4 protein-coding genes are annotated in these 15,749 nt (G+C 74.4%); all 4 read left to right on the top strand.

Annotated features, from left to right (window positions below):
• Nucleotides 1–63: 63 nt before the first annotated feature.
• The 4 genes from ABZ457_RS24285 to ABZ457_RS24270 are packed head-to-tail and all read left to right on the top strand — an operon-like array spanning nt 64 to nt 15,743.
• Nucleotides 64–1,122: an iron-siderophore ABC transporter substrate-binding protein gene (locus ABZ457_RS24285; protein ID WP_359160841.1), complete on the top strand. Its 1,059-nt coding sequence runs from the start codon at nt 64–66 to the stop codon at nt 1,120–1,122.
• A 45-nt stretch (nt 1,123–1,167) separates the two neighbouring features.
• A complete protein-coding gene (locus ABZ457_RS24280; RefSeq protein ID WP_359160838.1) occupies nt 1,168–2,967 on the top strand; it encodes an ABC transporter ATP-binding protein in 1,800 nt (599 codons plus the stop codon).
• Between the two features lie 46 nt (nt 2,968–3,013).
• Entirely contained in the window at nt 3,014–14,056 is an 11,043-nt protein-coding gene (locus tag ABZ457_RS24275; RefSeq protein WP_359160835.1) for an amino acid adenylation domain-containing protein, read from the top strand.
• Nucleotides 14,043–15,743, top strand: a complete 1,701-nt coding sequence (locus ABZ457_RS24270; RefSeq protein WP_359160832.1) for an ABC transporter ATP-binding protein — start codon at nt 14,043–14,045, stop codon at nt 15,741–15,743. Before ABZ457_RS24275 ends, ABZ457_RS24270 begins: the two co-directional genes overlap by 14 nt.
• Nucleotides 15,744–15,749: the final 6 nt, after the last annotated feature.

Here is a 15,749-nt window from a genome sequence, read left to right as displayed (position 1 = left end):
GGATAGTGTCTGGCTGCCCTCGACGCAGGGTGCTGTGGGCGGCACGAAAGCAAGGGACTCTGGATGCTTCTCCATCGAACGACGCTTGTGAATCCCTGGCGGCGATTCGCGGTGGTCCTCTCCGCCGCGACCCTCGGCGTCGGCCTGCTCGCGGGCTGCGGCTCCGACGCGGCGGACAAGAAGACGGAGGACAAGAGCGAGGACACCCCGGCCGCCGCCGGAGCGTTCCCGGTCACCGTCGAGCACGCCTTCGGATCCACGGAGGTCGAGAAGGCCCCCGAGCGGGTCGTCTCCGTGGGCTACACGGACGACCAGGCGATCCTGGCCTTCGGCATCAAGCCGGTCGGCATGGTCGACCAGTACCCCAACCCGGCGGGACGGACCCCCGACATCAACACCCAGTGGCCCTGGGTGAAGGACAAGTGGGGCGAGGCCCGCCCCGAGGTCGTCATGAACAACGGCGACGCCGGCCCCAACTACGAGAAGATCGCCTCCCTGCGACCGGACCTGATCGTCGCCGTCTACTCCGAGATCGACCAGGCCGCCTACGACAAGCTCTCGAAGATCGCCCCCACCGTGGGCCGCACCAAGGCCGAGAAGGAACCCTTCAGCGCCCCCTGGCAGGACAACGCGGTCCACATCGCCAAGGTGCTCGGCAAGGAGACCGAGGGCGCCGCGATGGTCAAGGGCATCCAGGAGAAGCTCGACGCGGCCAAGAAGGCCAACCCCGCGTTCGCCGGCCGGAAGGCCGTCGCCCTGTCCTGGTACAAGGACACGGTCACCCCGTTCACCTCCACCGATGTCCGCGGACGGCTCGTCACCGGCATCGGGTACGGCTACCAGACGGAGATCGACAAGGTCGCCGGCGGCAGCTTCTCCGTCCAGCTCTCCCCGGAGCGCATCGACCTGGTCGACGTGGACCGCATCTTCGTCATCAACGACAAGGCGGACACGGAGGCCCTGAAGAAGTTCGAACTCTTCGCCAACCTCCCCGCCGTCAAGAACGGCAAGGTCTCGTACCTGCTGGACAGCGAAGGCCCCGCGGTCGGCGCCGCCATCTCCCAGAGCACCCTGCTCTCCCTGCCCTACGCCATCGACGAACTCGTCGAATCGGCCCGGTAGCGTGTTCGTCCACCCCTCCCGTCCCCGGCATGATGTGGTCCCCGAGTGACTGTCACCGACACCCCCGCCGCCCCCGTCAACCTGCGCACGGCGACGGGAGGAGAGGCCGCCCGGTGGGTCGCCGCGCACTGCCGCGAGACCCCCTGGCTCACCGCCTCCACCGTGCTGACCACGGTGGCCGGGGCGGCGCTCCAGGTCCTCCCGGTGCTCCTGCTCGGCCGGGTGGTCGACGGGGTGGTCGGGGACGAGGCGTCCTCGGTGCTCGTCACGGTCGGCATCCTGATGGTGGCCGCCGCGCTCCTCGGCGCGGCGGCCACCGCCGTGTCCACCTGGCTGATCGGGCGGCTCGGCGCGGAACTCCTCGCCGCACTGCGGGAACGCGCCGTCCGCGCGGTGCTGGGGATGCCGAGCGCCCGGGTCGAACAGGTCGGCCGGGGCGACGTCCTCTCCCGGGTCGGCGACGACGTCGCCGTCCTCTCCAAGGGCATCCGGACCGCCGTCCCCACCGTGTTCTCGGCCGGGGTCCTGGTCCTCATCGCGACGGCCGGCATGTTCGGCCTCGACTGGCGGCTCGGCCTCGCCGGCGCCGGCGCGCTGCCCGCCTACGCCCTGGCCCTGCGCTGGTACCTGCCCCGTTCCGCCCCGCTGTACCGCAGGCAGCGCATCGCCCAGGCCGACCGCGCCCAGGCCCTGATCAGCGGGCTGAACGGCATCGACACCGTCCGGGCCTACCGCCTGGAGGACGCCGTCCGCGAGAAGGTCACCAGCGAGTCCTGGCGGGTGCGCGACCTCGGCGTCGAGGTGTTCCGCTTCTTCGGCCGCTTCGTCGGCCGGGAGAACCGCGCCGAGTTCATCGGCCTGGTCCTGATCCTCCTGGTCGGCTACGCCCTCCTGGAGGCCGACGCCGCCACCCTCGGCGAGGTGTCGGCCGCCCCGCTGATGTTCCACCGGCTGTTCACCCCGCTCGGCGCCATCATGTTCACCTTCGACGAGGCCCAGAAGTCCGGCGCCAGCCTCACCCGACTGGTCGGGGTGCTGGGGGAGCCCGCCGAGGAGCGCCTGGTGGGCGACACCACCGTGGCGGAGGCCGCGGCCGTGCCCCACCCGGTGCGGGTGGAGGGACTGACCTTCCGCTATCCCGGCACCGGCGAACCGGTGCTGCGGGACGTGAACCTGGCCATCCCCGCGGGCGGTTCGCTCGCCCTGGTGGGGGCGACCGGCGCCGGCAAGTCCACCCTGGCCGCCCTGGTCGCCGGCATCGGCACCCCGGGCGCCGGCTCGGTGCGCATCGGCCCGCACGACCTCGCCGGCCTGGACGAGGCCGGCGCGCGGGCCCTGGTGACCATCCTGACGCAGGAGACGCACGTCTTCTCCGGCACCCTCGCCGACGACCTGCGCCTCGCCGCCCCCGACGCGGACGACGCCGTGCTGCTCGGCGCCCTGGAGACGGTCGGCGCCGGCGACTGGGTCGGCCTCCTCCCCGAGGGACTGCGCACCCCCGTCGGCGAGGGCGGCGAACGCCTCGACGGCACCAGGGCCGCCCAGGTCGCCCTGGCCCGGCTCGTCCTCACCCGCTCACCGGTCGTGGTGCTCGACGAGTCGACCGCGGAGGCGGGCAGCGAGGGCGCCGCCGAACTGGAGCGCGCCGTGCTCGCCGCGTGCGCGGGCCGCACCACCCTGTTCGTCGCCCACCGGCTGACCCAGGCGATGGCGGCGGACCGGATCGCCGTCCTGGACGCGGGACGCGTGGTGGAGGAGGGGACGCACGGGGAGCTGGTGGCCCTGGGGGGCAGGTACGCGCGGCTGTGGCGTGCCTGGCGCGAGGGTAGTGAGACTGACGCCTAGTTAGGTTAGGCTAACCTGCATGCCTTGGAAGGATGCTGAGTCTTCGATGACGGATCCGAGTGCTCCTCACGTCACGCTCTCCACCTCCCGCCTCACCGCCGTTCGCCGGCGAACCGGCGACTACAGCGACCGGACCATCGCCGAAGCGTGCGCCATCGGACTCTCCTACTGGGCGACCGGACGGAGCCCCGACGGCATCGACCTCACCCCCGCCACCTCCTTCACCGACGTCCTCGGCTGGGCCGACAACGGCGGTGGCGGAAGCGGGGGCTGGCGGGCCGCCCCCGACGGCCGGAGCATCACCGTCCCCGACGGCGTCCCGCTCGCCGACGCCCAGCGGGCCCTGGACGACCTGGCCGATTTCCCGGACCGGCCCGTCGGCACCATCGGACCCTTCGACGCGGCGGCCCGCACCGCCCTGCTGGCCGAGTGGAACGACACCGACGCCGACCGGGTCCGCCCCACCGTCGTCGAGCTCTTCCTCGAACAGGCCCGCCTGCGGCCGGACGCGGTCGCCGTCACCGACGAGCACCGCTCTCTGACGTACCGTCAATTAAGCGTGTACTCCGCCCAGCTGGCCCACCAGCTGATCGCGCGCGGCCTCACCGCCGAGCAGGTGGTCGGCATCTCCCTGCCCCGCTCCGCCGAGATGGTCGTCGCCCTCCTCGCCGTCCTGCGGGCCAAGGGTGCCTTCGTCCCCCTCGACCCGCAGTGGCCCGCCGCCCGCCGGGCCGTCGTCGTCCAGGACGCCCGGGTGGTCCTCCAGCTCAACGCCTCGGGCGCGAGCGGCCCGGGGGAGCCGGGTGAACCGGAGGCCGTCGCCGTCGACCTCGACGGCTGGGCGTACGGCGACCTCCCCGCCGAGGGCCCCGACGCCACCGTCCCCGGCGCCGCCCTCGCCTATGTGATCTTCACCTCCGGCTCGACCGGCCGGCCCAAGGGCGCCATGATCCGCCATGAGGCGATCAGCGAACGCCTGCTCTGGCAGGTCCACGAGATCCTCGGCTTCGGCCCCGACGACGCCTCCCTCTTCAAGGCGCCGCTCTCCTTCGACATCTCCCTCAACGAGATCTTCCTGCCCCTGGTGTCCGGCGGCCGGCTGGTCGTCCTGCGGCCCGGCGGCGAACGCGACCCGCACCACCTGCTCGACGTCATCGCCGAGCAGCGCGTCACCTTCACCTATCTGGTCTCCTCCATGCTCGACGTCCTGCTGGAGATCGCCGGCGACTCCGGCCGCCTCGGCAGCCTGCGGCACGTCTGGTGCGGCGGCGAGGTGCTCACCCCGGAGTTGTACGAACGCTTCCGCACCCGGCTCGACATCCCGCTCTACCACGGCTACGGCCCCGCCGAGACCACCATCGGCGTGTCCCATGTGATCTACCGGGGCGCGGCGGAACGCCTGTCGACCTCCATCGGCAGGGCCAACCCCAACACCCGGCTCTACGTCCTCGACGACGAACTGCGCCCGGTCCCGGTCGGCGTCGGCGGCGAACTGTACGTCGGCGGCTTCCTCCTCGGCCGCGGCTATGTGAACGCGCCCGGCCTCACCGCCTCCCGCTTCGTGGCCGACCCCTTCGCCGGCGACGGCTCCCGGCTCTACCGGACCGGCGACCTGGCCCGCTGGGCCCCCGACGGCTCCCTCGACTTCCTCGGCCGCGCCGACAACCAGATCAAGATCCGGGGGATGCGCCTGGAGATCGAGGACGTCGAGGCCGGCCTCGCCGAACACCCCGGCGCCCGCCACACCTGCGTCGTCGCCCGGAAGAACGCGGCCGGCGCCACCTATCTGACCGGCTATGTGATCCCCGCCGCCGGCAGCGAGGACCTGCGCGCCGAACAGGTCAAGGAGTGGGCCGGCCGGCACATGGTGGAGTACATGGTGCCCGCCCACATCGTGATGCTGACGGAGTTCCCGCTCACCGCGAACGGCAAGCTCGACCGGGCCGCCCTGCCCGAACCCGTCCTCCGCACCGGCACGATCGTTCCCCCGGCCACCGAGAACGAGCGCACCGTCTGCGCCGCCGTCGCCTCGGTCCTCCGGCTCGACGACGTCGGCACCGACCAGGACTTCTTCGAACTCGGCGGCGACAGCATCCTCGCGATATCCCTCCTCAGCGCCCTGCGCGAGGCGGGACTGAACGTCACGGCACGCCAGATCTTCGCCCACAGCACGGTCGGCGCCCTCGCCGCCGTGGCGAGCCGCGAGGACGCCGCCGCCGTGGACCACGACGACGTCCCCACCGGCCCGGTCGTCGGTTCGCCCATCGTCCAGTGGCTCGGTGAGACCACCGACGCCGTCGACGGCTTCGTGCAGTCCGTGGTCCTCACCACCCCGGCCGGACTCACCGCCGACGCCCTCGACCGGATCCTCACCGCCCTCGTCCGTCGGCACGACATGCTGCGCGCCCACCTGGTGCGCGGGGAACGCTGGAGCTTCGACATACCCGCGGCGGACCGGGCCACCGCGCACTGGCAGGAGAGCGACCTCCCCCTCGACGCCTGCACCGCCCTCGCCACCGAAGGGCTCGACCCCGACCACGGCGTGATGCTGCGCGCCGTCTGGCGCCGCACGGCACGCCAACTCGTCCTCGTCGCCCACCATGTCGTCGTCGACGGCGTCTCCTGGCGGATCCTGATGGACGACCTCGCCACCGCCTGGCGGCAGGTCCAGGCGGGCGAGCCCGTCGAACCGCCCCCGGTGGGCACCTCCTTCCGGCGCTGGACCCAGCTCCTCGCACGGACACCCTTCGACGCGGACCGCGCCCACCATCTGCGCCCCCTGCCCGGACCCGACGCACCGCTCGGCCGGCGCCCCCTGACCGCCGCCGACACCGTCGCCCGGGAACGGCTGCGCACCGTCCCCGCCGGCCCCGAGGTCACCGCCGCGCTGCTGGGGCCCGTCCCCGCGCGGTTCCACGCCGGGGTCAACGACGTGCTGCTGACCGCGCTCGCCGTCACCCTCGCCCGGTGGCGGCGCGACCTCGGCCAGGACCAGACCTTCGCGCACATCGAACTGGAGGGCCACGGCCGCGAGAGCCGCCACGTGGCGGACACGGCGGCCTTCGAGCCCGATCTCTCCCGGACCGTGGGCTGGTTCACCACCCTGTTCCCGGTGACCGTGGACCCCGGCCCGGCCGGTGACCCCACCGACCCCGCCCAGCTGGCCGCCGCGCTGAAGGCGGTCAAGGAGGACCTCGCCCGGGTACCGGCCGCCGGTCTCTCCTACGGCGCCCTGCGCCATCTCGACGCCGCCGGCTGCGAGACCCCCGCGCCCCAGGTCCTCTTCAACTACCTGGGCCGCTTCGACGCGGGCGCCCCCGGGGACTGGCAACTCGCCGGTCCGACCGGGCAGCTGGGGGAGCGGCGCGATCCTCGGATGCGGCTGCCGCGCGCCCTGGAGTTCAACGCCGTCGCCGAACCCGCCCCGGACGGCGGCTACCGCCTGGTCACCACCCTCTCCTGGCCCGAGGGCGTCTTCACCGAGGAGGACATCACCACCCTCGCCGGCTACTTCGGCGACACCCTCACCGGCCTCGCCGCCCTCGCCACCCTGGAGACGGGCGGCGGCCACTCCCCGAGCGACTTCGCCCCGCTGCCTCTCACCCAGGCCGACGTCGACGCCCTCGACGGCCCCCACCTGCGCGACATCCTGCCCCTGACCCCCTTGCAGGAGGGCCTGTACTTCCACTCGGTCTTCGACGACGACTCGGCCGGCGCCTACGTCGAACAGCAACTCCTCACCCTGGACGGCGAGGTGGACCCCGGTCGCCTCGCGGCCGCCGCCACCCGGCTGCTCGCCCTCTACCCCAACCTGGCCGCCCGGTTCGTCGCCCTCGCCGACGGGCGTGTGGTCTCCGTCCTGGAGAGCGGCGCCGAGGCCCCGTTCACCGTCCTGGACCGGCCCGGGACCACCGAGGAAGCGCTCCGCGACCTGGCCGAACGGGACCGCCGCGCCGGATTCGACCTCGCGGCCGGGCCGCTGATGCGCTACACCCTGGTCCGCGCGGGCGCGGGCCGGAACGTGCTGGTGCAGACCGTGCACCACATCGTCGCCGACGGCTGGTCGGTGCCGCCGATGCTCCGCGCCCTGCTCGCCGAATACCACGCGCCGGGCAGTGTGCACCCCCTCGGCGGCTTCGCCGACTACGTCCGGTGGCTCGCCGGACGCGACGAGGAGGAGAGCGACCGCGTCTGGGGCGAGCAGCTCGCCGGGCTCCCCGGCGGCTCGCTGGTCGCCGAGGGCCACACCCCGTCCGACCGCTTCGCGGACGCCGTCCTGGAACCGGGCGCCGCACCGGACGAGGACCCGGACGACGGACTCGCCCACGGTCTCGCACACGACCTGGACGCGGCCGCCCGCACGGCCGGGGTGCCCCTGAGCGTCGCCGTGCACAGCGCCTGGGCCCTCACCCTCGGCGGACTCCTCCACGGCAGCGACGTGGTCTTCGGCTCCACGGTCTCCGGCCGCGACGCGGACGTGCCCGGCATCGAGGACATGGTCGGGCTCTTCATCAACACCGTCCCGGTACGCGCCCGCTGGACCCCGGACACCACGGCCGCCGCACTCCTCGCCTCGGTGCGGGAGCACCAGAACGCGGTCCAGCCGCACCAGCACGTCTCCCTGGCGCGGACCGCCCGCCGGGCCGGCGCGGCCGGGGCCCTCTTCGACACCCTGGTGGTCTTCGACGTCGCCGCCGACGTCGGCGCGCTGCGTCGGCCCGGCGACACCCTGGCCGTCAGCGCCGTCGTCAACGAGGGCGCCCCGCACTACCCGCTGACGCTGGTCGTGGAGCGGACCCCCGAAGGCCGCCCGCGCTTCAACCTGATCCACGACGGCGCGCTGCTGCGCCGGTCGAGCGCCCGCGCGATCCTGGACACCTTCGCCCGCAACCTCACCGCCCTGCTCACCCGCCCGGACGCCCCGGTCGCCGAGCCGGCGTCACCCGCGGCCGCCCGCCCGGAACCGGTCGCCCCCACCACCCTCGACGCGCTCTTCGACACCGCCGCGCGCCGCGACCCGGACGCCACCGCCGTCACCCACTGCGGCCTCGACGGCACCACCCGCTCCCTCACCTACGGCGAACTCGCCCGCGCCAAGGAGTCGTTGACCGCCGCACTGCGCACGGCCGGGGCCGGACCCGGTACCCGGGTGGCCGTCGCCGTGCCGCGCTCCCCGGAACAGGTCGTCGCCCTGGTCGCGACCGTCACCGCGGGCGGCGCGTACGTCCCGCTGGATTCGGCGTACCCGGACGAACGGCTCGCGTACATCCTCGCCGACTCCGCCCCGGACGTCGTCCTCGTGGACGAGGAGCAGAAGGACCGGTTCGCGGCGCTGCTCGACCGCGCGGGGAGCCGGGCCCGGGTGCTGGTGCCGGGGGAGGAGGAGCCGGCGGACGCCACCCCGGGGCCGGGGCCCCGCCCGCACGACCCCGCCTATGTGATCTACACCTCCGGGTCGACCGGCCGCCCCAAGGGCGTCGTCGTCCCGCACTCCGCCGTGGTCACCCTGCTCGCCAACACCCGCCCCGCCATGGACTTCGGCCCGGACGACGTCTGGGTCCAGTTCCACTCCTTCTCCTTCGACTTCGCGGTCTGGGAGCTGTGGGGCGCGCTGGCGCACGGCGCCGAGCTGCTGGTGCCGGACCACGGACTGACCCGCTCCCCCGTCGACTTCCACCGGCTGGTCCGCGAGCGCGGGGTGACCGTGCTCAACCAGACCCCGTCCGCCTTCCACCGGTTCGCCGAGGCCGACCGGCACTCCGGCGAGCCGCTGCCCGCGCTGCGGCGGATCGTCTTCGGCGGTGAGGCCCTGGACCTCGGGCGGCTGCGGAGCTGGGTCGCGCGGCACGGCACCCGGACGCCCGAGCTGGTCAACATGTACGGCATCACCGAGACCACCGTCCATGTCACCCACCGGGTGCTCACCGACGAGGACTTCGGACCGGGCGACGAGGCCAGCCCGATCGGCGGCCCGATCCCCGGCCTGGTCACCCATCTCCTCGACGACCGGCTCCGGCCGGTGCCGCCGGGCCGGGTGGGCGCCATCTATGTCGCGGGCGACCAGGTGTCCCTCGGCTACCTCGGCCGCCCGGGGCTCACCGCGTCCCGGTTCGTCGCCGACCCGTTCGCGCGCGACGGCTCCCGGATGTACCACACCGGCGATCTGGCCCGCCGCACCCTCGACGGGGAGCTGGAGTTCACCGGCCGGGCCGACGACCAGGTCCAGGTCAAGGGCTTCCGGATCGAGGCGGGCGAGGTCGAGTCCGCGATCAGGGACGTGGACGGTGTGGTCGACGCGGCCGTCACCGTCGCGGCCGGCGGGGACCACCTGGTGGCGCATGTCGTGGGCCGGTTCCCCGCCGATCTGCCCGCCCTGCTCGCCGAGAAGCTGCCCGTACACATGGTGCCCGGCCGGGTCCTGCCGGCCGACGCCCTTCCGCTCACCGTCAACGGGAAGCTGGACCGGAAGGCCCTGGCCGAACGGGCCGCCGCCCGCGAGGACGCCCCGGCTACGGCCGGTGCGGCGGCGACCGACGCGGCGGCCGGCGCACACGAGCCCGCGCCCGGCTCCGCGCTCGCCGCCCTGGCCGCCGTGTTCGCCGAGGCCCTGCCCGGCTCCGCCGTGGACGAGGACACCGACTTCTTCCGAGCCGGCGGCGACAGCATCGTCGCCATCGCCGTCGTCAACCGGGCCCGCGCCCTCGGCCTGCCGATCGCGCCCCGGGACGTGTTCCTGCACAAGACCCCGCGCGCCATCGCCCAGCGGCTGGACGCGGCCGCCCCCCGGCCCGCCGCCCCCGCGACGCCCCGCGCCGAGGACGGCCCGGTGACTCCGACGCCGATCATCCTGCGCCGGCGCGGACTGGGCGGCTCCCTCGCCCGGTTCGCCCAGGCCAGGACCCTGACCGTGGACCCGGACGTCTCCTTCGCCGACCTCGGACGCGCCGCGAACGCGGTCGTGGCCGCGCATCCGGCACTCCGGCTGCGGCTGGACGTCCACCACGGCGTGTGGTCCCTGCGCACCGAACCCGCCCGCCCGGTCGCCGTCGCCCGCGCCGACGGCGACGCACCGACCGCCACCGCCGCCGCCGCCGCGAACGAGGCGGCCGGCCGCCTCGACCCGGAAGCGGGGGAGACGGTCGCCTTCACCTGGCTGGAGGCCACCCGCACCCTGGTGGTCACCGCCCACCACCTCGCCGTGGACGCGGTCTCCTGGCTGATCCTCCTCGACGACCTGGCCACCGCCCTGCGCGGCACGCCCCTGCCCCCGCCGACCACCCCCTACGCCGAGTACGCCGCAGCGCTGACCGCGCGGGCCGCCGAGACCACCGGCGATCTCGGCCACTGGATCACCACCCTCCAGGCGCCCCCGCTGCTGCCCGCCGCCGGCTCCCTGCGCGAGACCACCGCCGTCCTGGCGGCCGAGGCGAGCGACCGGCTCACCCGCACCGCGCCCGCCGCCCTCGGCACCGGTCTCACCGAGCTGCTGTGCGGGGCGCTGCGCGCCGCCCTCACCCGGATCCAGCCCGCGCCCACCGACCTCGCCGTCGACCTGGAGCGCCACGGCCGGGTCCCCGTCCTCCCGCACCACGACTACACCCGCACGGTCGGCTGGTTCACCGCCGTCGCCCCCGTACGGCTCACCGCGCACACCGACCCCGTCGCCGCCGCCCGCGAACTCGCCGACCGCCAGCCCGACGAGCACGGACACCTCGCCTACGGGCAGCTCCGCTACCTCAACCCGCAGACCGCGCCCCTGCTCACCGCCCGCCCGCAGGTGCTCTTCAACTACCTGGGCCGCGGCGGTGAGTCCGAGGTGCCGCGCATCACCGGCGGCGACCAGGACAGCCCGTACGCCGTCGAGGTCAACGCCTGGACCGACGACGCCACCGGCCGACTGCACGCCCACTTCACCCTCGCCGAGGGCGTGCCCGACGCGCTCACCGGCCACTGGCTGGCGGCCCTGGAGGAGATCGCGGCGGCCTCGGCGACGGCCGAACGCACCGCGCCCGTCACCCCGCTCCAGCGCGGCCTCTACTTCCAGGCCCAGCTGGCGGGCACCGCCGGGCAGTACGTCGCCCAGAGCTGGTTCACCTTCGACCGGCGCCTGGACCCGGACGCGATGGCCGAGGCGATGGCTTATGTGATCGCCCGGCACCCGGTCGCGGGCGCCGGCTTCGGCACCGACGACGACGGCAACCCGGTCCAACTCCTCGGCGCGGGCCGCCGCGTCCCCGTCCGCACCGTCGACCTCACCGAAAGCACCGGCACCGATCCGGACGCCGCCGCGGAGGCCCTGCGCGCCCGGGACCGGGAGACCGGCTTCGACCCGGCCGCACCCCCGCTGATCCGGCTGACCGTGGTGCGCCTGCCCGGCGGCCGGGACGGCCTGCTGCTCAGCTACCACCTGCTGCTGTGGGACGGCTGGTCCCGCGAGACCGTGCTCCGGGACCTCTTCGACGCCTACCGGGCCGCCGCCGAGGGCACCCCGCTGCCCCACGCCCCGGCCGTGCCCTCCTTCGAGGACCACGCCCGCGCCCTCGCCGCCAGGGACCCCGCCCCCGCCGAACGCTTCTGGGCCGGCCACCTGGCCGGCCTCACCGGCCCCACCCTGCTCGCCGGTCCCTCGCCCGCCCTCTCCGACGCCCTGCCGCACACCCTCCTCCACACCCTCTCCGCCGAGGAGTCCGCGCTGCTGCGGGAGGCCGCCAGGACCCACGGCGTCACCCTGAACTCCGTCCTCACCGGGGCCTTCGGCCTCCTCCTCGGCGCGCGCACCGGCCGGAGCGACGCCGTGTTCGGTGTGACCGTCTCCGGCCGGGAGGGCGAGGGGCTGGCCGGAATCGTCGGCGTCCTCCTCAACACCGTGCCCATGCACACCCGGGCCCGCCCCGACCACACCGCCCGGGAGTATCTGACGGCCGTCCAGGCGGCCCGGGTCGCGGCGATGGACCACGAGCACCTGGGCCTCGGCGAGATCCAGCGCGCCGGCGGCCACGACACCCTGTTCGACAACCTGTTCGTGCTCCAGAACTTCCTGGACCTGGACGCCTTCGCCGCGATGAACGCCCGGCACGGCATCACCTCCGTGCTGGCCGACGACTCCACCCACTACCCGTACACCTGGGTCGTCACCCCCGGCGACCGGCTCACCGTCAAACTGGAGCAGCGCGGCGGCGACCCGGCCGGGGCCCGTGAGCTCCTCGACGCCTATTTGCGCGTCCTGCTGGACCTGGCCCGCGCCCGCGGCCCGCTCGGCGCCCTGCCCGGACTCGCCCCGCGACCGGAACCCGGCCCGCGCACCGCCATCGGCACGGACACCGTCGTCGACCGCTTCGACCGGGCCGCCGACCGCGACCCCGAGCGGATCGCCCTGGTCGCCGGCGGCGCGGCCATGACCTTCGCCGGACTCCGCGACCGCAGCCGCGCCGTGGCCGGTGTCCTCGCCGCGCGCGGTATCGGCCCCGAGACGACCGTGGGCCTCGCGATCCCGCGCTCCCTGGACTCGATCACCGCCCTCTTCGCCGTGCTGCGCACCGGCGCCGCCTACGTCCCCCTGGAGCTGGACCACCCCGACGAGCGGATCGCCGCGATCGTCGAGGACGCCCGCCCCCGGGTGATCCTCACCGTGAGCGCCGTCTCCCCCCGGCTGGCCCCGCTCGGCGGCGAGCTGATCGAACTGGACCGCCCGCTGCCCGCCGCGGACCCGTTCACCACCTTCACCCCCGGCGACCCGGACCGCCTGCGGCACCCCGCGTACACCATCTACACCTCCGGATCGACCGGGAAGCCCAAGGGCGTGGTCACCGAGTACGCCGGTCTCACCAATATGCTGATCAACCATCGGCGCAGGATCTTCGAACCGGTCCTCGCCAGGCACGGCCACCGGGTCTTCCGGATCGCCCACACCGTCTCCTTCGCCTTCGACATGTCGTGGGAGGAGCTGCTGTGGCTCGCCGACGGCCACGAGGTGCACATCTGCGACGAGGAACTGCGCCGTGACGCGCCCCGGCTCACCGCCTACTGCCTCGACCACGGCATCGACGTCGTCAACGTGACGCCCACCTACGCCCAGCAGCTGGTGGCCGAGGGCCTGCTCGACACCCCCGGCCGGCGGCCCGCGCTGGTGCTGCTGGGCGGCGAGGCCGTCACCCCCGCCCTGTGGCAGCGGCTCGCCGGGACCGAGGGAACGGTCGGCTACAACCTGTACGGGCCCACCGAATACACCATCAACACCCTCGGCGTGGGCACCTTCGAATGCCAGGACCCCGTGGTGGGCGTGCCGATCGACAACACCGATGTGTACGTCCTCGACCCCTGGCTGCGGCCCCTGCCCGACGGCGTCCCCGGCGAGCTGTACGTGGCGGGCGCCGGCATCGCCCGCGGCTACCTCGACCGGCCCGCCGAGACCGCGCACCGCTTCGTCGCCTGCCCCTTCGGCACGCCCGGCGAGCGTATGTACCGCACCGGGGACCTGGTCGCCCGGCGCCCCGACGGCAACCTCGCGTACCTCGGCCGCACCGACCAGCAGGTCAAGATCCGCGGCCACCGCGTCGAACCCGGCGAAGTCGAGGCCGCGTTCGCTGCCCACCCGGCGGTCCGCTTCGCCGCCGCCGTCGCCCAGCCCGACCCCCGGGTCGACGGCGCGTACCGGCTGGCCGCCTACCTGGTCCTCGACGGCGCCGGACTCGCCGAGGTCGCCGCCGAAGTGGGCGCCGCGCTGCCCGACTTCCTGCGCCCGACCCACTACGCCCGCGTCGACGCCATCCCGCTCACCGTCAACGGCAAGGCCGACACCAGGGCGCTGCCCGAGGCCCGGCCCCTCGGCGCGCTGACCACGGCGGGCGAGCGCGGCCCGCGGACCGAAACCGAGACCGTGGTCTGCGAGTTCTTCGCCGAGGCCCTGGACCTGGACGACGACGAGGTCAGCGCGGTCGGCGACTTCGTCTCCCTCGGCGGGCACTCCATGACGGCGGTCCGGCTGATCGGCCTGCTCCGCCGGGAGTACGGTCCTGTGGTCACCATCCGCGATCTGTTCACCCTGCGAACCCCGGAAGCGATTGCCCGCCACCTTGATGAACACTCCTGACACCCAGCGGCCCCGCCCGGGGACGGCCATCCTGCGGACCGCGCTGCGCCGCAACGTCGGGGCGATGGTCTGGGGCACCGTCCTGATGGGCCTGTACCAGGCCGGGGAGACCGCCTTCCCCATCGCGCTCGGCCTGATCGTCGAGCACGCCCTCCAGGACCGCAGCCCCATCGCGCTCGCCCTGTCCGTCGGCGCCCTCGCCGTGATCATCACGACCGTGTCGCTGTCGTGGCGGTTCGGCATGCGCGTCCTCCAGAAGGCCAACACCACCGAGGCCCACCGCTGGCGGGTACGGGTGGCCTCCTGCGCCCTCCAGCCGGTGGCCCGGGACGTCGACCTCAAATCGGGCGAGGTGCTGACCGTCGCCACCGAGGACGCCGACCAGACCGCCGACATCATCGAGGTGGTGCCGCTGCTCGTCAGCTCCCTCGCCGCCGTGGTGGTCACCGCCGTCGCGCTGAGCCTGGCCGACCTACGGCTCGGGCTGCTGGTGGTCGCCGGAACCGTCGCCATCCTGTCCGTGCTGACCGTGATGTCCCGGCGGATCGGCGCCGGCACCCGCGAACAGCAGGCGCGGGTGGCGCGCGCCGGGGCCAAGGTCGCCGACCTGATCATCGGCCTGCGCCCGCTGCACGGCTTCGGCGGCAACCACGCCGCCTTCGGCTCCTACCGCCGGGTCAGCACGGACGCCAAGCGCCAGGCGATCACCGTCGCCCGGGTGAACGGCGTCTACGCGGGCACCGCGCTCGCCCTCAACGCCGTCCTCGCCGCCGCCGTCTCCCTGACCGCCGGCTGGCTGGCCTTCCAGCGGCAGATCACCATCGGGGAACTGGTGATGGCCGTGGGCCTGGCGCAGTTCATCATGGAGCCGCTCAAGATGTTCTCGGAGATGCCCAAGTACGTGATGATGGCCCGCGCCTCGGCCGACCGGATGGCCCTGGTCCTCTCCGCCCCGCCGGTCGCCGCCCCCGGCACCGGCCGCCCCGCCCCGGGCGGCGGCCTCCAGGTGGACGGCGTCCGCCACGGGGCCCTGCGCACCCTGAAGTTCGACGTGGCCCCGGGGGAGTTCGTCGCCGTCGCCGCCTACCAGCCCCGCGCGGCGGCCGACCTCGCGGCGGTCCTCGCGCTGAACGTCCCGCCCGGCGCGTACGAGGGGGCGGTGCGCCTCGGCGGGCAGCCGCTCGCGGAGCTGTCGGTCGAGGCGGTCCGTGGACACCTGCTCGTCAACCCGTACGACGGGGAGATCTTCGCGGGCACCCTGCGCAGCAATATCGACCCCTCGGGCACCAGCCGGACCGTCGCCGAGGCCGTGGAGGCGTCCCTGCTCACCGATGTCGTCGCCCTCCACCCCGAGGGGCTGGAGTACGCGGTCCGCGACCGGGGCGCCAACCTCTCCGGGGGCCAGCGGCAACGCCTCTCCCTGGCCCGCGCCCTGGCCGCCGACACCGGGATCCTGGTGCTGCACGACCCGACGACCGCCGTCGACGCGGTCACCGAGCAGCTGATCGCCCGCCGGGTCGCCGCTCTGCGCCGGGGCCGCACCACCCTGGTGATCACCAGCAGCCCGGCCCTCCTGGACGCCGCCGACCGGGTCCTCGTCCTGGACGACGGGGTGGTCACCGCGGAGGACACCCACCGCAACCTGCTCGCCACCGACGAGGACTACTGCCTGGCGGTCGCCCGCTGACCCGGC

It is taken from the genome of Streptomyces sp. NPDC005805, from assembly GCF_040630445.1.
Classification (GTDB): Bacteria; Actinomycetota; Actinomycetes; order Streptomycetales; family Streptomycetaceae; genus Streptomyces.
Note: the sequence above shows the minus strand (reverse complement) of the source record. Positions and strands in the feature narration are given on the sequence as shown.

Coding starts and splice junctions, on each gene's coding strand:
- ABZ457_RS24285 (WP_359160841.1), top strand. CDS start 64: ATGCTTCTCCATCGAACGACGCTTGTGAATCCCTGGCGGCGATTCGCG.
- ABZ457_RS24275 (WP_359160835.1), top strand. CDS start 3,014: ATGACGGATCCGAGTGCTCCTCACGTCACGCTCTCCACCTCCCGCCTC.
- ABZ457_RS24270 (WP_359160832.1), top strand. CDS start 14,043: ATGAACACTCCTGACACCCAGCGGCCCCGCCCGGGGACGGCCATCCTG.